Raw genomic sequence first — 22,957 nt, 5'->3', positions numbered from 1 at the left:
CCGAGCTCCCCCCCACGGGGATCGCGAAAGGCCCGGCCGGTTTCCCGGTCGGGCCTTTTCGTGGTGCGCTCCCGGCTGTCACTCGGGGCGCGGGTCCCAGCGGAAGGAACGGACGGCGATCAGGGCGCCGATGACACCCCAGGCGGCGAGGACCGCGAGGTCCCGCCACTGGAAGCCGGCGTCCTGGGTGAAGAGCGCCAGCATCGCGTCGTTGAACGGCTTCACGGGCAGCAGGCCCGCGATGGTGTTGAGCAGCTCCGCGTGGATCGGGAAGTAGCTGCCGGAGATGAAGACCAGCGGGAACTGGATGAACTGCACGACGGCCGGGGCCGCCTCGGAGTTCTTGATCAGCGAGGCCACGCCGACGCCGAGCGCGCAGAAGCTGGCCGCGCCGAGCACCAGGGTCAGCAGGACCGCGCCCCAGTGGGTGGGCAGGTCGACGCCGTAGAGCGCGCCGATGCCGAAGACGAGGGCGACGTCCACGATGCTGACGACGACGCAGTGCACGAGCAGACCGGCGAAGTAGACCCAGGCGGGCAGCGGTGTGGCGTGCAGCCGCTTGAGGACCCCGGTCTGCCGACGCATCGCGAGCACGATCGCCAACTGGCCGTAGCAGGCGCCGAGTACGGACACGGCGGCGATCACCGGCGTGTAGTACTGCATGCCGGTCAGGCCGAAGAAGAAGTCCTGGCCCTCGCTGCCGCTGAAGACGGCGCCGAAGATGCCGATGATGACGATCGGCAGGACGAAGGTGAACACCATCGACTGCGGGTTGCGCCAGAACGACAGCTGCTCGTAACGGATCTGATGACCCAGCAGGGCCAGCGGATTCCGCGCGCGCGGAACGTCCGCGCCGCGCTTGGCCGAGGCCGCCGGGGCGGTCTCGGTGGTCGGGGGGATCAGGGTGGTCATGAGCGGCTCCGTCCGGGTCGGCGCCCTCGTCCGGCGGGTGCCTTGCGCTCCCGTGCGGACGACGGCGAGGAGGCTTCCTGCTGTACGTACTCGCTGGTCAGGCTGAGATAGACGTCCTCGAGCGTGGGCTGCTCGACGGTCAGCCGGTCCAGCGGCGTGCCCCGGTCGAGGGCCCAGCCGGTCAGCCGGTGCAGCGCGGCCGTCGGCTCGGTCGTCTCGGCCGTCACCAGGCCGTCCTCCACATCGCTCACCGACAGGGGTACGTCGGCGAGCGCGGCGCCCGTCGGCAGCGCGAAGCGGATCCGGGTCTGGGCGCTGTCGCGGCCGCCCAGCGTGTCCGGGGTGCCCGAGGCGACGATCCGGCCCTCGGCGATGACCACGACCGAGTCGGCCAGGGCCTGTGCCTCGTCCATGTAGTGGGTGGTGAGGACGATGGTGGTGCCGTCGTCGCGCAGACTGCGCACCACGTCCCAGGCGCCGCGGCGCGCGTTCGGGTCGAAGCCGGTGGTCGGCTCGTCCAGGAACAGCAGCTTGGGCCGGCCGACGACGCCGAGCGCCAGGTCGAGCCGGCGCTTCTGGCCGCCGGACAGGTCCTTGACCTTGGCGCCCTTCTTCTCGTCCAGGCCGACGAGGTCGAGCAGTTCGTCGACGTTCCGCGGGTCCGGGTAGTACCCGGCGTTGCGGGCCACGGTCTCCCGTACCGACAGATAGGGCTCCACGGCGATGTCCTGGAGGACGAGGCCGACCTGGCCGCGCAGCCAGTGGCCGTCGGCCTTGACGCCGGGGTCGCGGCCGAGGACCTCGACCCGCCCGCCGTCGCGCTCCCGGAAGCCTTCGAGGATCTCCAGGGTGGTGGTCTTGCCGGCGCCGTTCGGCCCGAGCAGGGCGAAGATCTCGCCCTCCGCGACGCTGAAGTCGACGCCTCGCACGGCCTCGTGGTCGCCGTACCGCTTCTGCAGGCCTTCCACGGCCACCGCGGCGGTCACCGCGGTCCCTCGGCTCGTGTCACTGTGTGCCTCCCGGTCTGGGGTGTCGTGGGGTCGTCGCCCGCGGTCGGACTCCCGGGCGCCGCCTCGACGTTAGGTGCGGGGGACCGGCCCGGAGCGGGCGCGCGGGGGCGGCGGTGACGGACGTCATGGAAGCCGCGACAGTTGTCAGAGGGGGGCGTGACCCGCGTTGCCCGGGGCCGGTGGGCCGCCCATGCTCGGGGTGCGGCGGACGGCCGGGCTGCGGGAGACCGCGGCCGGCGACGCCGACGGTGCCGACACAGCAGCGACGCGGAAGGCGGTCTCAAAGGTGCGGTTCGGGGATCTGGACGAGTGGGGAGCGGAGGAGCGGCCGCACGTCTCGGTGGTCGGCGCCGGCATCGGCGGTCTGACGCTGGCCGGTGCGCTCTCCTCCATGGGCATTCCGTACACGGTGTACGAACAGACGCGGCGGCTCGCGGAGGTGGGGGCGGGGGTCCAGCTCTCGCCCAACGCGGTCAGGCCGCTGCTACGGCTCGGCCTCGGCCCGGCCCTGCGCGAGCGGGCGGTGGCGATCGAGGCCATGGAGGTACGGGGCTGGAGCGGGCGGCCGATCGCCCGGACGCCGCTGGGCGCGGAGTGCGAGCGGATGTTCGGGGCCCCTTACTACGCGGTGCACCGGGCGCATCTCCACGACGCGCTCCTCACGCTCGTCGACGACGGCAGCCTCAAGCTGGGCGAGCGCCTCGGCGAGGCCCGGGAGACGGAGCCGGCGGAGCCGGGTGACGGCGTACGGCTGACCTTCGAGGACGGAACCGTCCGCGGGGCGGAGCTGGTGGTGGGCGCCGACGGCATCCACTCCACGGTCCGCGAGGCCTTCCGGCGCGACGAGCCCGAGTTCTCGGGGCTCGGCATCTATCGGGGCCTGGTGCCGGTGGACCGGCTCCCGGACGCGGCCCGCGCGCCTCTGGTGCGCCTCTGGCTCGGCCCGGGCGGGCACTTCGTGTGCTACCCGGTCGCGGCGGGGGAGTACCTGAGCTTCGCGGCGACGGTGCCGATGGCGCAGTCCCCGGGCGAGTCCTGGTCGACGCCGGGCGACCCGGAGGCGCTGCGGCGGGTCTTCGGCGGCTGGACCGGTCTGGTCGCGGACGTCGTGGGCGCGGTGGAGACGACCCTCCAGTGGGCGCTGCACGACCGCCCGCCGCTGGACGTGTGGTCCTCGCGTCGGCTGACCCTGCTCGGTGACGCGGCGCACCCGATGCTGCCGTTCATGGCGCAGGGCGCGAACCAGGCGGTCGAGGACGCGATGGACCTGGCGGCCTGCCTGGCCGACCCGGCGCCGTCGACGACCGCGGCCCGGCTCGACCGCTACCAGGCGCTGCGGATCCCCCGCACGGCCGAGATCCAGCGCGGCTCCCGGGGCAACGCGGGCATCCTCCACCTCCCCGACGGCCCGGCCCAGCGCCGCCGCGACGCCCGCATGGCGGTCCACGCGTCCCTTCGTGACCGGGCGATGCTCTACGCCCACGAAACCGGCCGGAGCGTGGTGCCGACCCCGGCGTGACGGTCACGCCGACGAGACCTGACGCATTGGCCTAGACCTATTGTGTGGCTCTGTCCGCGACGGTACGTTCGTCCCCGGCTGCGCAGCCGGTACGTACCGCACCACATCGCATCGTCACGCACTCCGCCGGGGCATCCCGGCGTTTTCAGGAGGACATGCCATGTACCGCCGCACAGCAGCCGCCCTCGCCACCGCCGCCACCGCCGGGGCCCTCGCGCTCGGCACCGCCGGCACCGCCGAGGCCGCACCCGGCCCCGGCTTCTACGCCCGCAGCCACCACGCCTCGTACGCCGAATGCCAGGCCGCCGGTCAGGCCGGCTACCAGATCTGGGGCCCGATCTTCTTCTGCGAGCCCTTCACCTCGACCCGCCCGGACGTGATCGTCCTCTGGGTGCGCTACTGACCGAAAGGCCCGTGCCGGACGGCGCTCGCCGGCCGGCACGGGCCTTTCACGTGAACAACCGATTCAGCACTCGATGATGTTCACCGCGAGACCGCCGCGCGCGGTCTCCTTGTACTTCACGCTCATGTCCGCGCCGGTCTCCTTCATGGTCTTGATGACCTTGTCGAGGGAGACCAGGTGGCTGCCGTCGCCGCGCATCGACATCTTCGCCGCCGTGACGGCCTTGACCGCCGCCATGCCGTTGCGCTCGATGCACGGGATCTGGACCAGGCCGCCGACCGGGTCGCAGGTCAGGCCCAGGTTGTGCTCCATGCCGATCTCGGCCGCGTTCTCCACCTGCTCCGGGGTGCCGCCGAGGACCTCGGCGAGGGCGCCCGCCGCCATCGAGCAGGCCGAGCCGACCTCGCCCTGGCAGCCGACCTCGGCGCCGGAGATCGAGGCGTTCTCCTTGAAGAGCATGCCGACCGCGCCCGCCGCCAGCATGAAGCGGACGATGCCCTCGTCGTCGGCGCCGGGCACGAAGTTCATGTAGTAGTGCAGGACGGCGGGGATGATGCCGGCCGCGCCGTTCGTCGGGGCGGTGACCACCCGGCCGCCCGCCGCGTTCTCCTCGTTGACGGCCATCGCGTAGAGGGTGATCCACTCCATGGCGTGCATCTTCGGGTCGCCCTCGGAGCGCAGCTTGCGGGCCAGGTTCGCGGCGCGTCGGCGGACCTTCAGGCCGCCGGGCAGGATGCCCTCGCGCGACATGCCGCGTGAGACGCAGGACTGCATGACCCGCCAGATCTCCAGGAGGCCCTCGCGGATCTCGTCCTCGGTCCGCCAGGCCTTCTCGTTCTCCAGCATCAGCGCGGAGATCGACAGGCCGGTCTCCTTCGCCAGGCGCAGCAGCTCGTCGCCCGTACGGAAGGGGTACTTCAGGACGGTGTCGTCCGGGACGATCGGGCTCTCGCCCTGGACGGCGTCCTCGTCGACGACGAAGCCGCCGCCGACCGAGTAGTACGTCTTCTCCAGGACCAGGGCGTCCTCCGCGTCGTACGCGAAGATCGTCATTCCGTTGGCGTGGTACGGCAGTGCCTTGCGCCGGTGCAGGATCAGGTCGGCGTCGAAGTCGAAGGGGATCTCGTGCGCGCCGAGGAGGTTGATCCGGCCGCTCGACTTGATCCGCTCGACCTCGTCGTCGGCCGTCTCGACGTTCACCGTGCGCGGCGAGCTGCCCTCCAGGCCGAGGAGGACCGCCTTCGGGGTGCCGTGGCCGTGGCCGGTCGCGCCGAGGGAGCCGTACAGCTCCGCCCGTACCTTCGCGGTGTGGGCGAGCAGGCCCTCGTTCTTCAGGCGGCGGGCGAACATCCGGGCCGCGCGCATCGGGCCCACCGTGTGGGAGCTCGACGGGCCGATGCCGATCGAGAACAGGTCGAAGACCGAGATGGCCACGGGAGGACTCCTTGTGGGGGCTAGACGCCGTTGTCTGCCGGGGTGGAGCAGAAAAGCGCGGAGAAGAAGGGCGTGCGGTACGGCGCGGGGACATGGGGTGGGGCACCGCGCTCACTGTCCAGTGTGCGCGGTGCCCCGAAGGTCCGTACGAACGAAAGGGTACGAAATTACTACAGGCCGGGGTACAGCGGGTGCTTGTCGGCGAGCGCCGTCACCCGGGCCTTCAGCGATTCGGCCTTCTCGGCGTCGAAGCCGGGCTTCAGGGTCTCCGCGATGATGTCGGCGACCTCGGTGAAGTCCTCGGCCTGGAAACCGCGGGTGGCGAGCGCCGGGGTACCGATGCGCAGACCCGAGGTGACCATCGGCGGGCGCGGGTCGTTCGGAACGGCGTTCCGGTTGACCGTGATGCCGACCTCGTGGAGACGGTCCTCGGCCTGCTGGCCGTCCAGCTCGCTGTCGCGCAGGTCGACGAGGAGCAGGTGCACGTCCGTACCGCCGGACAGGACCGAGACACCGTGGGCGGTGACGTCGTCCTGGACCAGGCGCTCGGCGATGATGCGGGCACCGTCCAGGGTGCGCTGCTGGCGCTCCTTGAACTCCTCCGAGGCCGCGACCTTGAAGGAGACGGCCTTGGCCGCGATCACGTGCTCCAGCGGGCCGCCCTGGAAGCCGGGGAAGACCGAGGAGTTCAGCTTCTTCGCGAACTCCTTCTTCGCCAGGATGATGCCGCCGCGGGGGCCGCCGAGCGTCTTGTGCGTGGTGGAGGTCACCACGTCCGCGTACTCGACCGGGTTCGGGTGCAGACCGGCCGCGACCAGACCCGCGAAGTGGGCCATGTCGACCCACAGGAACGCCTCGACCTCGTCGGCGATCCGGCGGAACTCGGCGAAGTCCAGCTGGCGCGGGTAGGCGGACCAGCCCGCGATGATCACCTTCGGGCGGTGCTCCTTGGCGAGGCGCTCGACCTCGGCCATGTCGACCAGACCGGCTTCGTCCACGTGGTACGCGACCACGTTGAACTGCTTGCCCGAGAAGTTCAGGCGCATGCCGTGGGTGAGGTGACCGCCGTGCGCCAGGTCCAGACCCAGGATCGTGTCGCCGGGCTGGGCGATCGCGAAGAGGGCGGCCTGGTTCGCGGAGGCGCCGGAGTGCGGCTGGACGTTGGCGTACTCGGCGCCGAACAGGTCCTTGATCCGGTCGATCGCGATCTGCTCGGCGACGTCGACGTGCTCGCAGCCACCGTAGTAGCGGCGGCCCGGGTAGCCCTCGGCGTACTTGTTGGTGAGGACGGAGCCCTGCGCCTCCATGACGGCGACCGGAGCGAAGTTCTCCGAGGCGATCATCTCGAGGGTGGACTGCTGGCGGCGGAGCTCGGCGTCGACGGCGGCGGCGACGTCGGGGTCCAGCTCGTGGAGGGGAGTGTTCAGAAGCGACATGAATCGATCCCTAAGGGGTCTCGGGCCCGGTCTCAGTTCCCGGAGAACGCGGTGTACTCGTCGGCGGAGAGCAGCTCGTCCGGCTCACCCGTGACGCGCACCTTGAACAGCCAGCCACCCTCGAACGGAGCCGTGTTCACCAGCGACGGGTCGTCCACCACGTCCTGGTTGGCGGCGACGACCTCGCCCGTGACGGGGGAGTACAGGTCGCTCACGGACTTCGTCGACTCCAGCTCGCCGCAGGTCTCACCCGCGGTGACCGTGGAGCCGACCTCGGGGAGCTGGGCGTAGACGACGTCACCGAGCGCGTTGGCGGCGAACTCCGTGATGCCGACGGTCGAGACGCCCTCCTCGGCGTCCGACAGCCACTCGTGCTCCTTGGTGTAGCGCAGCTGCTGGGGGTTGCTCATGGCCTGATTCTCCAGGATTGGGTGAGTGCTGATGAACGTGGGTCTTGCGGGGTGAGACGCGAAGTGAGACGGATGCGTCACTTCTGGCGCTTGTAGAACGGCAGCGCCACGACCTCGTACGCCTCGTGGGTGCCGCGGATGTCCACACCTACACCCTGGGTGCCGGGCTCGGCGTGCGCCGCGTCCACGTACGCGATCGCGATCGGCTTTCCGAGGGTCGGGGACGGGGCACCGGAGGTGACCTCGCCGATCACCACGCCGTCCTTGACGACGGAGAAGCCGGCGCGCGGGACCCGGCGGCCCTCGGCGATCAGGCCGACGAGCTTGCGCGGCGGGGCGGTCTCGGCGCGCTCGGCGGCCTTCTCCAGCGCCTCGCGGCCGACGAAGCGGCCCTCGTTGGTCGTCTTCTCGAACTTCACGACCCGGCCGAGACCGGCGTCGAAGGGGGTGAGCGCGGTGGTCAGCTCGTGGCCGTAGAGCGGCATGCCCGCCTCCAGGCGGAGCGTGTCACGGCAGGACAGACCGCAGGGGATCAGACCGACCGGGGCGCCCGCCTCGGTCAGCGCCTTCCAGACGCCCTCGGCGTGCTCGGGCTTCAGGAACAGCTCGAAGCCGTCCTCGCCGGTGTAGCCGGTACGGGCGATCAGCGCGGGCACGCCCGCGACCGTGCCGGGCAGGCCGGCGTAGTACTTCAGACCGTCCAGGTCGGCGTCGGTGAGCGACTTCAGGATGCCGGGGGACTCCGGGCCCTGGACGGCGATCAGGGCGTACGCGTCACGGTCGTCGCGCACCTCGGCGTCGAAGCCGGCCGCGCGCTCGGTCAGCGCGTCCAGGACGATCTGCGCGTTGGAGGCGTTGGCGACGACCATGTACTCCGTCTCGCCGAGGCGGTAGACGATCAGGTCGTCGAGGATGCCGCCGTCCTCCTGGCAGATCATCGTGTAGCGGGCCCGGCCGACGCCCACCGTGGAGATGTTGCCGACGAGGGCGTGGTCGAGGAGTTCGACGGCCTGCGGACCGGTGACGGTGATCTCACCCATGTGGGAGAGGTCGAAGAGACCCGCCTTGGTGCGGACGGCGATGTGCTCGTCCCGCTCGCTGCCGTACCGGAGCGGCATGTCCCAGCCGGCGAAGTCGGTCATGGTCGCGCCCAGCGAACGGTGAGTCGCGTCGAGGGCGGTCAGACGGGGGGCAGTGCTCATGGGGTGGCTCCCGGGTCCCAAGGGCGTGATCGGTGACGAAACACATGACGGGCGAGGACGTCCTCCCCATCTGTCATGGAACCTGAGAGGTTCACCGAGAGCATCTCGTCACCGAGAGATCGGCTTGCACCTTGGGTGGGGACACGGCAGGGTGTCCCGCTTTTCAGATCTGCCTCATCCGCGCGGTACGGGGCCTGAGAGATTCAAGGGAGGGTCTTGCTCCTTCGGCGTCCGGACACGACGTGCGGTCCGGAACTCTCCCGCGCGGATTCGAGCGGCCGGTATGCGATTGTGTGGCGACTGTGCGCGCCTGGCGCGCACATCATTGCACGCGAGCTCGACGGGGCACATCGCTTGTGTCCCATTACCGTTTCTTTACACTTTGTGGGCAAGGGTCTTCCCAGGCCCGGCAGGGGGAGAAGCGATGAGGATCCAGCACACCGGCGCATACGCGTCGAGTACCGGCATACCGTCCCAGCGAGCCCGCGCCCGCACACGTGGCCGCGGGCGGCTCCTGCGCGACCTGCGCGAGCGCGGCGGCCGCGGCCCCCGCGCCCTCACCTTCGCCGCCGGCGACCTGGTGGTCGTCTCCGGGCTGCCCGGCAGCGGCAAGTCCACCCTCATGAAGCGCGCCGCCGAGGGCGGCGGCATCGACTCCCAGGACACCCGCGAGCACTGGGAGGCCCGCATGCCCCGCCTCCTGCCGTACGCCCTCTACCGGCCCCTGGTCCGGCTCGCCCACTACGCCCGCCTCCGGCGCGCCCTGCGCTCCGGCGCCGGGGTGATCGTGCACGACTGCGGCACCCAGTCCTGGGTGCGCGGCTGGCTCGCCCGGGAGGCCCGCCGACGCGGCCGGGCCCTGCACCTGATCCTCCTCGACGTCACCCCCCGGACCGCCCGCCAGGGCCAGCGCACCCGCGGCCGGGGCGTCTCCTCCTACGCCTTCGCCCGGCACCGGCGGGCCGTCGGCCGGCTCGTCCGGGCCGCCGAGTCCGGCCGCCTGCCGCACGGCTGCGCCTCCGTGACCCTGCTCGACCGGGACGCGGCGGACCTCCTGCGGAAGATCGGCTTCCGCGAGGCCGTCTGACGGGACCGCCCGAGGAGAGCACCTCCCGGGTGGCGCTCCGGCGTGCGCTCGTACCCTTGCCTTTTGGCCACGGCGGTGCCGGGGCGGCGTTAGGGTGCTGCCGGGGCGGCCGGTACGGCAGGCCGTGCGAGAAGGGGAAACGGGACCGTGGACGTGACGTGGCCGGGCAATGAGCTCGAAGAGGTCCTTGCCGCCTCCCTCGGCAACCCCTCGGCGGGCGCCCGCCTGGTCGAGGTGCTCGGCCGCAGCCCGGTCTGGGTGCCGCTGCCCAACGGCGGCGGACCCGACAGCACCGACCTCGACCTCGCCACCATGGAGATCGACGGCGCGGCGTACGTCCCCGTCTTCAGCTCCGAGGCGCAGTTCCTCGCCTGTGTCGGCAACCACATGTCGTTCACCGTCGCGCCGGCCCGCGACTTCGCCCGCGGCCTGCCCCCGCAGCTAGGCATCGCCGTGAACCCCGGCGGCACCGTCGGCGTCCCGCTGCCCCCGCCGGCCGTCGCGGAGCTGTGCCGCGTCGGCCGCACCCCGCTCGACGGCCCCGCCAGCGGCGGCCGCGTCCGTCTCTTCGAGCCCGACTGGCAGGACGACCCCGTCGACTTCCTCGCCGCCGCCTCCGCCGAGTTCGAGGCCACCGGCGTCGTCACCACCGCCCGCCGCGCCCTCGCCAGCATCGAGGGCACCGAACCCGCCCTCTTCGTCGGCGTCCAGCTCGCCGGCTGGGACGGAGTCGACCGCAACGCGCCCCTCGACGCCCTCGGCCGCGCCCTCGGCCGCGTCGAGTGCGCCTGGCCCGTCAACCTCATCCTGCTCGACATGGCGCAGGACCCGGTCGGCGACTGGATGCTGGAGCGGGTGCGTCCCTTCTACCAGCGCGCCGCCGTGTGACCGGTGGCCTGTTTAAGCTGAACTTCTCGACAGCAGGACAGACGTCGGCAGGACGGGCGTCGACAGGACGGACGTCGGCCAGGACGTACGTCGGAACAGACGTGGTGACGGAAGAGGGGCGGGACACAGGGTGAGCGCGTCAGGCACCGCTGCGACCGGACAGGTCGAGCACATGCTGCGCCAGGTGGCACCCGGACGCTACGACGCGTACGAGCAGCTGCTGCACGCCCTCGCCGACGGCGAGCTCTGGATGCTGCTCTGGCACGGCTCGCCCGGCTCGTCCGACGCCCAGTACGGGAACATGGAGGTCGACGGCTTCGGCTACGCGCCCTGCGTCACCTCCGCCCAGGAACTCGCCGCCTCCGGCTGGCACCGCGCCCACGAGCTCGTCACCGGCCGGGAGATCGCCCGCGCCCTCTACCCCGACCGCTGGGGCATCTGGCTCAATCCGCACGCCCCCGGCGGCGGCCTCGGCATCCCCTGGGCCGACCTGCGCCGGATCGCCACCGGCCTCGACCGGATGCCGGCGGGACCGCTGCGGGTCACCGAGCCCAGCCTGGAGATCCCGCAGTTCTACGCCCTGCTCACGCAGAACGCGCACCGCACCCCGGCCGTCCGGGCGCTGCGCCGCGGCTGGGTGCAGCCCGCGCTCGGCTCCCCGTACCTCGTCATCGGCCTCGATCTGTACGACACCTCGCCCGCGGCCGTCGACACGGTCCGGGCGATGATGCGCCAGTCCATCGGAGCCGTACCCGAGGGACTGCCCGTCTCGACGGTCGCCCTCTCCGACGCGTACGACCCGGTGGCCCTCTGGCTGCGGGCGAACGGGCGCCCGTTCTACGACCGCGAGGCACACGCCGGACGCGGTGCGGCGGCCGTTCCCGGGTACGGGTACCCGCCGCCGGCACCGTCCGGATACTGAGACGCATCCCTTCTCGCGTCCCGCCCCGCCAGCCTCCGGAGTTCGCTCCGGAGGCTTTCGTTCGCCCTAATTCAGCACCTGGAACGCCCGGTTGAGGGACATGTCCGATAAGGGGGAAGAGGCCCCGAGATGGTCCGCTCACGTGATCGAGGCGTCCGGATAACGGAAGTCGCAGCACCGCATCACGTTTGAGCAAACATTCCTCGTCAGGGCTGGCGGGTGATCACAAGCGCATTGAAGACTCCCCGGAACACCGGGTGTTCGGCTCCTTTCGAGCAGGTGCCCAGCAGTTGTTCCACCGAGCCGCTACCCGCGGCGGGCAAGGGCCGGCTACCGGCGGCCGAGAGGGGTCCTCACCACGATGACGGCACCACTGCACGAGAAGAGTGCGGGCGAGTCGACCGACACCGTCGATGGCGCGCCCGACGCACCCGGCACCCCGGACACCACCGGCACCGTCGGCAAGGCGATCGAGGGCCGCTCGCCCTGGCAGATCGCCTGGACCCGCCTCAAGCGCGACAAACTGGCCCTCGCGGGCGCCTTCATCGTCGTCTTCCTCGTCCTCGTCGCGATCTTCGCGCCGGTCATCGTGGGCCTCCTGGGCCACCCGCCGGACGAGTTCCACGAGGACCAGATCGACCCGCTCTTCGGTACCCCGATCGGCTCCTGGGGCGGTGTGAGCTCGGACTTCCTCTTCGGAGTCGAGCCCGTCAACGGCCGCGACGTCTTCAGCCGCATCGTCTACGGCGCCCGGATCTCGCTGCTCGTCGCCTTCCTCGCGGCGGTCTTCGCCGTCGTCCTCGGCACGATCCTCGGCATCATCGCCGGCTACTTCGGCGGCTGGATCGACGCGGCCCTCAGCCGGGTCATGGACGTGATGCTCGCGTTCCCGCAGCTGCTCTTCACGATCGCCCTGGTCTCCGTCCTGCCGAACGAACTCCTCGGCCTCGACGGCTCGGGCGTCCGCATCGCCGCCCTGGTGATCGTCATCGGCTTCTTCGGCTGGCCGTACGTGGGCCGCATCGTCCGCGGCCAGACCCTCTCCCTGCGCAACCGCGAGTACGTCGAGGCCGCCCAGAGCCTCGGCGCCGGCCGCCTCTACATCCTGCGCCGGGAGCTGCTGCCCAACCTGATCGCCCCGATCACGGTCTACGCGACCCTGATGATCCCCACCAACATCCTCACCGAAGCGGCGCTCAGCTTCCTCGGCGCGGGTGTGAAGCCGCCCACCGCTTCCTGGGGACAGATGCTGTCGACGGCCATCACCACCTACGAGTCGGACCCGCTGTTCATGGTGATCCCCGGCTTCGCGATCTTCATCACCGTTCTGGCGTTCAACCTCTTCGGCGACGGCGTGCGTGACGCGCTGGACCCGAAGGGCTCCCGCTGACCGTTCGCCGACGACCCGCAAGACCCGCCCCTGCCGCTGTCGACAGGAGGCTCATCCCCAATCGGCGGACCGCCGTTACGGCCGCCACTATCCGGAGGTTGCGAGACCCATGACTCTGATGAGCTCTCAGAGGCGCAGAATCGCCGCGGGCGCGCTGCTCGCGGCGGCCACGATGGTCGTCACCACCGCCTGCGGCGGCGACAACGGCGGCAGCGGCGACAAGGGCAAGGGCGGTGCGCCCGGCTTCAACGCCGGTGTGAACAAGGTCGCCAACGCCTCCACCAAGAAGGGCGGCGAGCTGAAGTTCATCGGCTCGCAGGAGGCCGACAACTGGGACCCGCAGCGCGGCTACTACGGCTTCGTCTGGGACTTCCAGCGCTACTACACGCGCCAGCTGGTCACCTTCAAGAGCGAGCCGGGCGCGGCCTCCACCGAGCTGGTCCCGGACCTCGCCACCGACGCCGGCAAGGTCTCCGAAGACGGCCTGACCTACACCTTCACGCTGAAGGACGGGGTGACCTGGCAGGACGGCAAGCCGATCACCTCGAAGGACATCAAGTACGGCATCGAGCGCATCTGGGCCCAGGACGTCATCTCCGGCGGCCCGATCTACCTCCAGCAGACGCTCGACCCCAAGGGCGAGTACAAGGGTCCGTACAAGGACACCTCCGCGGACAAGCTCGGCCTGAAGGCGATCGAGACCCCGGACGACAAGACCATCATCTTCAAGCTGCCGGTCGCCAACGGTGACTTCCTGCAGATGCTGGCCATGCCCGCCGCCTCCCCGGTCCGCCAGGACAAGGACACCAAGGCCAAGTACGGCCTGAACGTGTTCTCCTCCGGCCCGTACAAGTGGGAGTCGTACACGCCGAACAAGTCCATGAAGCTTGTCCGTAACGACAAGTGGGACGCCAAGACGGACACCGTCCGCAAGGCGCTCCCGGACAAGATCAGCGTCACGTTCACCACGAACGCCGACGACATGGACAACCGTCTGGTCGAGGGCGAGTACGACCTCGACATCAACGCGACGGGCGTCGGCGCCTCCGCCCGCCAGAAGGTGCTCCAGCAGCACAAGGGCAACGTCGACAACCCGCAGACGGGCTTCATCCGCTACGCGGTCTTCCCGCAGACGGTCATCCCCAACATCGAGTGCCGCAAGGCCATCATCTACGCGGCCGACTCCAAGTCGCTGCAGACCGCCCGTGGTGGCCCGCAGGCCGGTGGCGACATCGCCTCCAACATGCTCCCGCCGGCGATCAAGGGTGCCGACCCGAAGGCCGACCCGTACGGCAAGCTCGGCGGCGCGCCGGACCTCGCCAAGGCCAAGGAAGCACTGAAGAACTGCGGTAAGCCGAACGGCTTCAAGACCACCATCGCGGTCCGCAACAACAAGAAGATCGAGATCGCGACCGCCGAGTCCCTCCAGCAGTCGCTGAAGGCCGTCGGCATCGACGCCCAGATCGACCAGTTCGACGGCGCCCAGACGTCCGGCATCATCGGTTCGCCGAAGGTCGTCAAGGAAAAGGGCTACGGCATCATCATCATGGGCTGGGGCGCCGACTTCCCGACCGGTCAGGGCTTCCTGCAGCCGCTGGTCGACGGCCGCTTCATCCTCCAGAGCGGTAACAACAACTTCTCGGAGCTGAACGACAAGGCCGTCAACGGCCTGTTCGACCAGGCGCTGAAGGAGACCGACCCGGTCAAGGCCGGCGAGCTCTACAAGCAGATCAACACGAAGGTGTCGGAGGCCGCGGTCTACCTGCCCTTCACCCACGAGAAGAACATCATCTGGCGCAGCTCCCGGCTGACCAACGTCTACACGGCGGACGCCTACAACGGCCGCTACGACTACGCGTCGCTCGGCGTCGTCAAGTAATCCGACCCGCTTCACCGGCGCAACACCCGCCGCCAGGTCCGAAGGGCAGGTGATGGCCGAGGGCGGCGGCCGGGGAACCCGATCGGGATCCCCGGCCGCCGACCGGCCGACCGCATGCTTGCATACATAGTCCGGCGACTCTTCGCAGTCGTCGTGATGCTGCTCGTCGTCACTCTGGTGACGCTCAGCATCTTCTTCCTCATCCCCAAGATGACCGGCAGCGACCCTGCCGCGATGTTCGTCGGCAAGCAGGCGGATCCGGCTTCCATCGAGGCCATCCGGCAGAAGCTCGGCCTGGACGACCCGATCCTGGTGCAGTTCTGGCACTTCGTCTCCGGCATCTTCGTCGGCCGTGACTACACCGGTGGTGGCGACACCATCCACTGCGCGATGCCCTGCTTCGGCTACTCGTTCCGCACCGAGCAGGACGTCTGGTCGATGCTGGTCGACGCCTTCCCCGTCACCCTCTCCATGGTCATCGGCGCCGCTGTGCTCTGGCTGATCCTGGGTGTCTCCACGGGAGTCGTCTCCGCGCTCAAGCGGGGCACGATCATCGACCGCGCGGCCATGATCACCGCGCTCGCCGGTGTCTCGCTGCCCATCTTCTTCACCGCCATGCTGGCGATGCTGGTCTTCCGCACCCAACTGGGCTGGCTCAACGCCTCGTACGTGCCGATCACCGAGTCCTTCGGTGGCTGGTTCGGCGGTCTGCTGCTGCCCTGGGTGACCCTCGCCTTCCTGTACGCGGCGATGTACGCGCGGCTCACCCGCGCCACCATGCTGGAGGTCCTCGGCGAGGACTACATCCGCACCGCACGGGCCAAGGGCCTCCCGGAGTCGGTCGTGCTCGGCAAGCACGCCATGCGCTCCACCATGACCCCCATCCTGACCATCTTCGGCATGGACCTCGGCGCCCTCGTCGGCGGCGCGATCCTGACCGAGACCGCGTTCAGCCTCCACGGCCTCGGCGGCCTCGCCATCAAGGGCGTGAGCGAGCGTGACCTGCCGCTGATCCTGGCCGTCACCCTCATCACCGCGGCCTGCGTCGTCATCGCCAACCTCGTCGTGGACCTGCTGTACGCCGTGATCGACCCCCGAGTGAGGCTCGCATGACGGACAAGCTGACGAAGACCGGCGCGGCGGTGGGAGAACCCGTCGCCACCGGGTCCGCCCCCTCCGACGCCTTCCTCGACGTGCGCGACCTGAAGATCCACTTCCCGACCGACGACGGTCTGGTCAAGTCGGTCGACGGTCTCAGCTTCCAGCTGGAGAAGGGCAAGACCCTCGGCATCGTGGGCGAGTCCGGCTCCGGCAAGTCGGTCACCTCGCTCGGCATCATGGGCCTCCACACCGTCGGCCAGTACGGCCGGCAGAAGGCCCGCATCTCCGGCGAGATCTGGCTCGACGGGCGCGAGCTGCTCACGGCCGACCCGGACGAGGTCCGCAGGATGCGCGGCCGCGACATGGCGATGATCTTCCAGGACCCGCTGTCCGCGATGCACCCGTACTACTCGGTCGGCAACCAGATCGTGGAGGCGTACCGCGTCCACAACGACGTCGACAAGAAGACGGCGCGCAAGCGGGCCGTCGAACTCCTCGACCGGGTCGGCATCCCCGAGCCCGCCAAGCGGTTCGACAACTACCCGCACGAGTTCTCCGGCGGCATGCGCCAGCGCGCGATGATCGCCATGGCGCTCGTCAACAACCCCGCGCTGCTCATCGCCGACGAGCCGACCACCGCGCTCGACGTGACCGTGCAGGCGCAGATCCTCGACCTGATGCGGGACCTCCAGAAGGAGTTCGGCTCCGCGGTCGTCATCATCACCCACGACCTCGGCGTCGTCGCCGAGCTCGCCGACGACATCCTCGTCATGTACGGCGGGCGCTGCGTCGAGCGTGGACCGGCCGAGTCCGTCTTCTACGAGCCGCAGCACCCCTACACCTGGGGCCTGCTCGGCTCGATGCCGAGGATCGACCGCGACCAGACCGAGCGGCTCATCCCGGTCAAGGGCAACCCGCCCAGCCTCATCAACATCCCGAGCGGCTGCGCCTTCAACCCGCGCTGCCCGTACGCGGACGTCCCCAAGGGCGGCATCACGCGCACCCAGCGGCCGGAGCTGGCCCTGGCCGGGGACCGCCACTTCTCGGCCTGCCACATGCCGCAGGAGGAGCGGACCCGCATCTGGACCGAAGAGATTGCGCCGAAACTGTGAGCGACAACATGGAACCTCTGCTCAAGGTCACCGGCCTGAAGAAGCACTTCCCCATCAGGAAGGGCCTTCTCCAGCGCCAGACCGGCGCGGTCAAGGCGGTCGACGGGATCGACTTCGAGGTCCTGCCCGGTGAGACCCTCGGTGTCGTCGGCGAGTCCGGCTGCGGCAAGTCGACGATGGGCCGGCTCATCACCCGGCTCCTCGAACCGACCGACGGCACGGTCGAGTTCCAGGGCACGGACATCTCGCACCTCGGCGTCTCGGGCATGCGTCCGCTCCGCCGGGACATCCAGATGATCTTCCAGGACCCGTACGGCTCGCTGAACCCGCGCCACACGGTCGGCACGATCGTCTCGGCCCCCTTCAAGCTCCAGGGCGTGGAGCCCGAAGGCGGCGTGAAGAAGGAGGTCCAGCGCCTGCTCGGCCTGGTCGGCCTGAACCCGGAGCACTACAACCGCTACCCGCACGAGTTCTCCGGCGGCCAGCGCCAGCGCATCGGCATCGCCCGCGCGCTCGCGCTCAAGCCGAAGCTGGTCGTGGCGGACGAGCCGGTCTCGGCCCTGGACGTCTCCATCCAGGCCCAGGTGGTCAACCTCCTGGACGACCTCCAGCAGGAGCTCGGCCTCACGTACGTGATCATCGCGCACGACCTGTCGGTCATCCGGCACGTGTCGGACCGCATCGCGGTCATGTACCTCGGCAAGATCGTGGAACTCGCGGACCGCAAGTCCCTCTACGAGAACCCGATGCACCCGTACACCCGCGCCCTGATGTCGGCGGTCCCGATCCCGGACCCCCGCCGCCGAGGCGCGAAGAGCGACCGCATCCTCCTCACCGGCGACGTCCCGTCCCCGATCGCCCCGCCCCCCGGCTGCCGCTTCCACACCCGCTGCTGGAAGGCCACGGACCTCTGCAAGACGCAGGAGCCCCCGCTCGTGGAGCTCCGTCCGGGCCAGCGAGTGGCCTGCCACCACCCGGAGAACGCGGAGTCCCTGACGATCCCGGGCGCGAGGGAGTCGGTGGAGATCACGAAGGCCCCGGAGCCGGCCGAGGCGGAGGCCCCGGCCACGACGTCCGAGCCCGTGGCGGAGCCCACGGCCGAGGACGACGCTTCTAAGGCGTGACACAGGGGAGGCCCCTGGTGCCCTACGGCACCAGGGGCCTCCGTGCGTGCGGGGGTTCGGGGCGAAGCCCCCGGCCCCGTCAGGGTTTCGGGAGGGGCGGGGTGGGGGAGTTCTCCACCCCGCCCCTGCCCCGGCGCACCGCACCCACCCCGGGGGCACGGGGGCGGAGCCCCCGAACCGGGGAGCCCCCGCAGCCCCCGCAGGAACAACCGGCACAATTGGTCGGTGCTCCACGACCTGTTCACCCCCTCCGTCCAACACGCCCTCGATCTCGTCGGCATCTTCGTCTTCGCCATCTCCGGCGCCCTCCTCGCCGTCCGCAAGAACTTCGACGTCTTCGGCATCGCCGTCCTCGCCGAGGTCACGGCCCTCGGGGGCGGTCTCTTCCGCGACCTGGTCATCGGCGCCGTACCACCCGCCGCCTTCTCCGATCTCGGCTACTTCCTCATGCCCCTGATCGCCGCGGGTCTCGTCTTCTTCCTCCACCCGCAGGTCGAGCGCACCCAGACCGCCGTGAACGTCTTCGACGCCGCCGGCCTGGGCCTCTTCTGTGTGACCGGTACGACGAAGGCGTACGACTACGGCCTCGGGCTGACCTCCTCCGCCGCGCTGGGGCTCGCGACGGCCGTCGGCGGCGGTGTCCTGCGGGACGTGCTCGCCAACGAGGTCCCTTCGCTGCTGCGCTGGGACCGGGACCTGTACGCCGTCCCAGCGATCGTCGGCTCCGCGATGGTCGTCCTCTGCATCCGCTTCGACATGCTCAACGGGTGGACCAGCGGCGCCGCCGTCCTCACCGCCTTCGTCCTCCGCCTGCTGGCGATGCGCTACCACTGGCGCGCGCCCCGCGCCTGGAACCGGCGGTCCTCCGCACGCGAGGAACCGGAAAAAGCTACCGCTCAGTAGCTACCCTGGGGTACCGTCGAAACCATGAGCACGAGTACCGAGATCCCCGTCGCGACGACCCGCGAGAGCGAGTTCGACCGCGACACCGCCGTCGTCCTCCGCGAGCCCGGTGTCTACGACGCCGACCTCTCCGCCGGCTGGACGATCATCCACGCGGTCAACGGCGGCTACCTCCTCGCTCTGCTCGGCCGCGCCCTCGGCGAGCACCTCCCGCACTCCGACCCGTTCACGATCTCGGCGCACTACCTCACGCCGTCCGTGCCGGGCCCCGCGGTGATCAGGACCGAGACCGTACGCACCGGCCGGACGCTCTCCACCGGCCAGGCGTCCCTCTTCCAGTACGCGGAGGACGGCACCGAGGTCGAGCGGATCCGGGTCCTCGCCTCGTACGGCAGCCTCGACGCGCTCCCCGACGACGTCCGCACCACCGCGACGCCCCCGGCGATGGCCGCCATCGAGAACTGCTTCTCCGCCTCGGACGGCCCCACGCCGCAGATCCCCGGCTCCTCGGCGATCGCCGACCGGCTCGACCTCCGGCTCGACCCGGCCTGTGTCGGCTGGGCGATCGGCGCGCCGTCGGGGAAGGGCGAGATGAGGGCGTGGTTCGGCCTCGCGGACGGCCGTGAGCCCGACGCGCTGTCGCTGCTCCTGACGGTCGACGCGCTGCCGCCGACCTCCTTCGAGCTGGGCCTCAAGGGCTGGACCCCGACCGTCGAGCTCACCACCCACATCCGCTGCCGCCCGGCCCCCGGCCCGCTGCGGGTCTCCATCACCACCCGCAACCTCGCCGGCGGCTTCCTGGAGGAGGACGCGGAGGTCTGGGACAGCGCCGACCGCCTGGTGGCCCAGTCCCGCCAACTGGCCCGCGCACCGCGCAGCTGAAGAAGGACCGGGTCGCGAAGGGCCCGGTCCGGCCTGGTACGCCGGGTCTCGTGGGGCCCCGGTCCGGGCCTCGTACGCGGGTCCCGCGCCGGGTGCGACCACGGCCCGGCCCCCGGCGCGGCCGACCGGAGACCGGCTCCTCGGAGTGCTCCGGGACCCGTGCCGCCGCGCCCGGCCCCCGGTGTGCCGGGCGGCGTAAACCGGCCACCCGCCGGGACCGCCGTCGTGGGCTCGTAGAATCGACCCACCATGGCTTACCTCGACCACGCCGCGACCACGCCCATGCTGCCCGAGGCGATCGAGGCGATGACCGCCCACCTCGCCGTCACGGGCAACGCCTCCTCCCTGCACGCCGCCGGACGGCGGGCCCGGCGGACCGTCGAGGAGGGGCGCGAGACGCTCGCCGCCGCCCTCGGCGCCCGGCCGAGCGAGGTCGTCTTCACCTCCGGCGGCACCGAGGCCGACAACCTCGCCGTGAAGGGCCTCTACTGGGCCCGCCGCGACGCCGACCCCCGCCGCACCCGCGTCCTGTCCAGCCCGGTGGAGCACCACGCCGTGCTCGACGCCGTCGACTGGCTCGCCACCCACGAGGGCGCGGACGTCGAGTACCTGCCGGTGGACCGGTACGGCAGGGTGCACCCCGAGGCCCTGCGCGAGGCGATCGCCCGCGACCCCGAGTCCGTCGCCCTCGCCACCGTCATGTGGGCCAACAACGAGATCGGCACCGTCCTGCCGGTCCGTGAACTCGCGGACGCGGCCGCGGAGTTCGGCGTGCCGCTGCACGCCGACGCCGTCCAGGCCGTCGGCCAGGTCGAGGTCGACTTCGCCGCGTCCGGGCTCGCCGCGATGACCGTCTCCGGCCACAAGATCGGCGGCCCCTACGGCATCGGCGCGCTCCTCCTGGGCCGCGAGCACACCCCCGTACCCGTGCTGCACGGCGGCGGCCAGGAGCGGCACGTCCGCTCCGGCACCCTCGACGTGCCGGCCGTCGCCGCCTTCGCGGTCGCGGCCCGGCTCGCCACCGAACGCCGCGAGGAGTTCGCCCGCGAGATCGGCGCGCTGCGCGACGAGCTCGTGACCGCCGTCCGGGCCCTCGTCCCCGACGTGATCCTCGGCGGCGACCCCGTCGAGCGGCTCCCCGCCAACGCCCACTTCACCTTCCCCGGCTGCGAGGGCGACTCCCTGCTCCTGCTCCTGGACGCGGCCGGGATCGCCTGCTCCACCGGTTCCGCCTGCACCGCAGGCATCGCCCAGCCGAGCCACGTCCTGCTCGCCACCGGAACCGATCCGGACCTGGCCCGGGGCACCCTGCGCTTCTCGCTCGGCCACACCTCCACCAAGGAGGACATCGCGGCGGTCACGGACGCGATCGGCCCGGCCGTGGAACGGGCCAGGACCGCGGGCCTCAGCTGACGTCCCGACGCCTCGGCCGACGTCCGGAGGGAAGGCACTCACGCGCGTGCCTTCGGCGCCTCCCGCACCAGCTTCAGATAGCGGTCCCAGTCCCAGTGCGGACCGGGGTCGGTGTGATCGGTTCCCTCGACCTCCACGTGCCCGATGATGTGCTCCCGGTCCACGGGTATCCCGTACCGGGCGCATATGTCGGCCGTCAGCCGCGCCGACCCCGCGTACATCGCCGCCGTGAAGTCCTGCGGCCGGTCCACGAAGCCCTCGTGCTCGATGCCGATGCTCCGCTCGTTCATGTCACGGCTCCCGGCGTGGAAGGCGACGTCGAGCTCCCGGATCATCTGCGCCACATGCCCGTCCTTGCGGACCACGTAGTGCGCGGCGGCCCCGTGCCCGGGGTCCTTGAAGACCTTCAGCGCGGTCGCGTAGCTGCCCTGCACCACATGGATCACGACCCGGTCGATCCGGTAGTCGTCCGGCCGGTCGGCCCGCCGCCAGTTCGCCCGCGACGCCGAGGTCCACTCGGCGGCCCGGTGGTCGAGCTCGCCCTCGACCCGCTTCTTCTCCATCCCCGGCAGCCGCCACCAGGCGCGCGCCAGCTCGTCCCTGGCCAGCGCGGCCGTGCCCAGCACGGCGACCCCGCCGCCGAGCAGCACCGCGCGCCGCCCCACCCGCCTGTCCGAACCCTTCGCCCTGCTCCCCATGACACCGAGAACGCTTACTACCGCGACTCCGGTTCCCGGCGCCCCGTACCCTGGTAGGGCTATGACTCAGACTCCGCCCCCGCGCCCCCTTCGCGTCCTCGCCGCCATGTCGGGCGGAGTGGACTCCGCCGTCGCCGCCGCCCGTGCCGCCGAAGCCGGCCACGACGTCACCGGCGTGCACCTCGCCCTCTCCGCGAACCCGCAGTCCTTCCGTACGGGAGCGCGTGGCTGCTGCACGATCGAGGACTCCCGTGACGCGCGCCGGGCGGCCGACGTCATCGGCATCCCGTTCTACGTGTGGGACCTCGCCGAGCGCTTCCGCGAGGACGTCGTGGACGACTTCGTCGCCGAGTACGAGGCCGGTCGCACTCCCAACCCGTGCCTGCGCTGCAACGAGAAGATCAAGTTCGCCGCGCTGCTCGACAAGGCGCTGGCCCTCGGCTTCGACGCGGTCTGCACCGGCCACTACGCGACGGTCGTCCTGAACGAGGACGGCACCCGTGAGCTGCACCGGGCCTCCGACATGGCGAAGGACCAGTCGTACGTCCTGGGCGTGCTGGACGAGAAGCAGCTGGCGCACGCGATGTTCCCGCTGGGCGACACCCTCACCACCAAGGACGAGATCCGGGCGGAGGCCGAGCGGCGCGGGCTCGCGGTCGCGAAGAAGCCCGACAGCCACGACATCTGCTTCATCGCCGACGGCGACACCCAGGGCTTCCTCGCCTCCCGCCTGGGCAAGGCGGAGGGCGACATCGTCGACGAGGCGGGCGCGAAGGTCGGCACCCACGAGGGCGCGTACGGCTTCACCATCGGCCAGCGCAAGGGCCTGCGGATCGGCCACCCGGCCGCGGACGGCAAGCCCCGCTACGTCCTCGACATCTCGCCGGTGAACAACACGGTCACGGTGGGCCCCGTCGAGGCCCTGGACGTCACGGGCCTGACCGCGATCAAGCCCCGCTGGTGCGGCACCGCGCCGGAGGGCGAGGGCCGCTACACCGCCCAGCTCCGCGCCCACGGCGGCGAGACCGAGGTGACGGCGTCCCTGACGGACGGCGAGCTCACGGTCGCCTTCGCCGAGCCCGTCCGCGGCGTCGCCCCGGGCCAGGCGATCGTGCTGTACGACGGCACGCGCGTGGTGGGCTCCGCCACGATCGCCACGACGACCCGCCGCACGACGACCGCGGCGGCAGCGACGGCGTAGTCCTCCCGGGCCTCCCGGCCCCTCCTGGCAG

At 71.0% G+C, this 22,957-nt stretch carries 21 protein-coding genes and 2 riboswitches; of the genes, 14 read left to right on the top strand and 7 right to left on the bottom strand.

What is annotated here, in order from left to right; genetic code table 11:
• Nucleotides 1-78: 78 nt before the first annotated feature.
• Nucleotides 79-912, bottom strand: coding sequence for an ABC transporter permease (locus OG259_RS13095; protein ID WP_328942428.1), 834 nt, complete (start codon nucleotides 910-912; stop codon nucleotides 79-81).
• Entirely contained in the window at nucleotides 909-1,898 is a 990-nt protein-coding gene (locus OG259_RS13090) for an ABC transporter ATP-binding protein (RefSeq protein ID WP_328942427.1), read from the bottom strand. The genes OG259_RS13095 and OG259_RS13090 overlap by 4 nt, the downstream gene beginning before the upstream one ends.
• 214 nt (nucleotides 1,899-2,112) lie before the next feature.
• Between OG259_RS13090 and OG259_RS13085 the strand changes: the two genes are divergently transcribed.
• Both OG259_RS13085 and OG259_RS13080 read left to right on the top strand, forming a co-directional pair.
• A complete protein-coding gene (locus tag OG259_RS13085) occupies nucleotides 2,113-3,441 on the top strand; it encodes an FAD-dependent monooxygenase (protein WP_328942426.1) in 1,329 nt (442 codons plus the stop codon).
• 160 nt (nucleotides 3,442-3,601) lie between these two features.
• Entirely contained in the window at nucleotides 3,602-3,844 is a 243-nt protein-coding gene (locus tag OG259_RS13080) for a hypothetical protein (RefSeq protein WP_328942425.1), read from the top strand.
• A gap of 63 nt (nucleotides 3,845-3,907) precedes the next feature.
• On the opposite strand, the gene OG259_RS13075 is transcribed toward OG259_RS13080, so the two are convergent.
• From OG259_RS13075 to gcvT, 4 genes are all read right to left on the bottom strand, one after another.
• The gene (locus tag OG259_RS13075; RefSeq protein WP_328942424.1) at nucleotides 3,908-5,278 is read right to left on the bottom strand and encodes an L-serine ammonia-lyase; all 1,371 of its coding nucleotides are present in this window, start codon (nucleotides 5,276-5,278) and stop codon (nucleotides 3,908-3,910) included.
• Between the two features lie 170 nt (nucleotides 5,279-5,448).
• Nucleotides 5,449-6,714 carry a serine hydroxymethyltransferase gene (gene glyA, locus OG259_RS13070; protein WP_266896929.1) on the bottom strand — a complete coding sequence of 422 codons (1,266 nt, stop codon included), beginning with the start codon at nucleotides 6,712-6,714 and terminating at the stop codon, nucleotides 5,449-5,451.
• 32 nt (nucleotides 6,715-6,746) lie between these two features.
• Nucleotides 6,747-7,124, bottom strand: a complete 378-nt coding sequence (gcvH, locus tag OG259_RS13065) for a glycine cleavage system protein GcvH (RefSeq protein WP_266896931.1) — start codon at nucleotides 7,122-7,124, stop codon at nucleotides 6,747-6,749.
• A gap of 77 nt (nucleotides 7,125-7,201) precedes the next feature.
• The gene (gene gcvT, locus OG259_RS13060; protein WP_328942423.1) at nucleotides 7,202-8,326 is read right to left on the bottom strand and encodes a glycine cleavage system aminomethyltransferase GcvT; all 1,125 of its coding nucleotides are present in this window, start codon (nucleotides 8,324-8,326) and stop codon (nucleotides 7,202-7,204) included.
• Nucleotides 8,327-8,386: 60 nt separating this feature from the next.
• A riboswitch (glycine riboswitch) is annotated at nucleotides 8,387-8,498 on the bottom strand.
• Between the two features lies 1 nt (nucleotide 8,499).
• Nucleotides 8,500-8,599, bottom strand: a riboswitch (glycine riboswitch).
• Between the two features lie 151 nt (nucleotides 8,600-8,750).
• Between gcvT and OG259_RS13055 the strand changes: the two genes are divergently transcribed.
• From OG259_RS13055 to OG259_RS13005, 11 genes are all read left to right on the top strand, one after another.
• Nucleotides 8,751-9,413: an AAA family ATPase gene (locus OG259_RS13055; protein ID WP_328942422.1), complete on the top strand. Its 663-nt coding sequence runs from the start codon at nucleotides 8,751-8,753 to the stop codon at nucleotides 9,411-9,413.
• 147 nt (nucleotides 9,414-9,560) lie between these two features.
• Nucleotides 9,561-10,301, top strand: a complete 741-nt coding sequence (locus OG259_RS13050) for an enhanced serine sensitivity protein SseB (protein ID WP_328942421.1) — start codon at nucleotides 9,561-9,563, stop codon at nucleotides 10,299-10,301.
• A 130-nt stretch (nucleotides 10,302-10,431) separates the two neighbouring features.
• Nucleotides 10,432-11,223, top strand: coding sequence for an enhanced serine sensitivity protein SseB C-terminal domain-containing protein (locus OG259_RS13045; protein ID WP_328942420.1), 792 nt, complete (start codon nucleotides 10,432-10,434; stop codon nucleotides 11,221-11,223).
• 361 nt (nucleotides 11,224-11,584) lie between these two features.
• Nucleotides 11,585-12,613, top strand: coding sequence for an ABC transporter permease (locus OG259_RS13040; protein WP_328942419.1), 1,029 nt, complete (start codon nucleotides 11,585-11,587; stop codon nucleotides 12,611-12,613).
• Between the two features lie 109 nt (nucleotides 12,614-12,722).
• On the top strand, nucleotides 12,723-14,492 hold the full coding sequence (locus OG259_RS13035) for an ABC transporter substrate-binding protein (RefSeq protein ID WP_328942418.1): 1,770 nt from the start codon (nucleotides 12,723-12,725) through the stop codon (nucleotides 14,490-14,492).
• A 114-nt stretch (nucleotides 14,493-14,606) separates the two neighbouring features.
• Nucleotides 14,607-15,605 (top strand): ABC transporter permease, encoded by a 999-nt coding sequence (locus tag OG259_RS13030; RefSeq protein WP_328942417.1) that lies wholly within the window; start codon nucleotides 14,607-14,609, stop codon nucleotides 15,603-15,605.
• Entirely contained in the window at nucleotides 15,602-16,705 is a 1,104-nt protein-coding gene (locus OG259_RS13025) for an ABC transporter ATP-binding protein (protein WP_328942416.1), read from the top strand. Before OG259_RS13030 ends, OG259_RS13025 begins: the two co-directional genes overlap by 4 nt.
• A gap of 8 nt (nucleotides 16,706-16,713) precedes the next feature.
• Nucleotides 16,714-17,829 carry an ABC transporter ATP-binding protein gene (locus tag OG259_RS13020; RefSeq protein ID WP_328942415.1) on the top strand — a complete coding sequence of 372 codons (1,116 nt, stop codon included), beginning with the start codon at nucleotides 16,714-16,716 and terminating at the stop codon, nucleotides 17,827-17,829.
• 225 nt (nucleotides 17,830-18,054) lie between these two features.
• Entirely contained in the window at nucleotides 18,055-18,732 is a 678-nt protein-coding gene (locus OG259_RS13015) for a trimeric intracellular cation channel family protein (RefSeq protein WP_328942414.1), read from the top strand.
• Nucleotides 18,733-18,756: 24 nt separating this feature from the next.
• Complete coding sequence (locus OG259_RS13010; RefSeq protein WP_328942413.1) at nucleotides 18,757-19,614, top strand: thioesterase family protein; 858 nt, start codon at nucleotides 18,757-18,759, stop codon at nucleotides 19,612-19,614.
• A gap of 249 nt (nucleotides 19,615-19,863) precedes the next feature.
• Entirely contained in the window at nucleotides 19,864-21,027 is a 1,164-nt protein-coding gene (locus tag OG259_RS13005) for a cysteine desulfurase family protein (RefSeq protein ID WP_328942412.1), read from the top strand.
• Between the two features lie 38 nt (nucleotides 21,028-21,065).
• On the opposite strand, the gene OG259_RS13000 is transcribed toward OG259_RS13005, so the two are convergent.
• The gene (locus OG259_RS13000) at nucleotides 21,066-21,725 is read right to left on the bottom strand and encodes an N-acetylmuramoyl-L-alanine amidase (protein WP_328942411.1); all 660 of its coding nucleotides are present in this window, start codon (nucleotides 21,723-21,725) and stop codon (nucleotides 21,066-21,068) included.
• A 61-nt stretch (nucleotides 21,726-21,786) separates the two neighbouring features.
• Here OG259_RS13000 and mnmA point away from each other — a divergent pair, with 61 nt between their 5' ends.
• Nucleotides 21,787-22,926 carry a tRNA 2-thiouridine(34) synthase MnmA gene (gene mnmA / locus OG259_RS12995; protein ID WP_328942410.1) on the top strand — a complete coding sequence of 380 codons (1,140 nt, stop codon included), beginning with the start codon at nucleotides 21,787-21,789 and terminating at the stop codon, nucleotides 22,924-22,926.
• Nucleotides 22,927-22,957: the final 31 nt, after the last annotated feature.

This window comes from Streptomyces sp. NBC_00250 (assembly GCF_036192275.1).
GTDB lineage: Bacteria > Actinomycetota > Actinomycetes > Streptomycetales > Streptomycetaceae > Streptomyces.
Note: the sequence above shows the minus strand (reverse complement) of the source record. Positions and strands in the feature narration are given on the sequence as shown.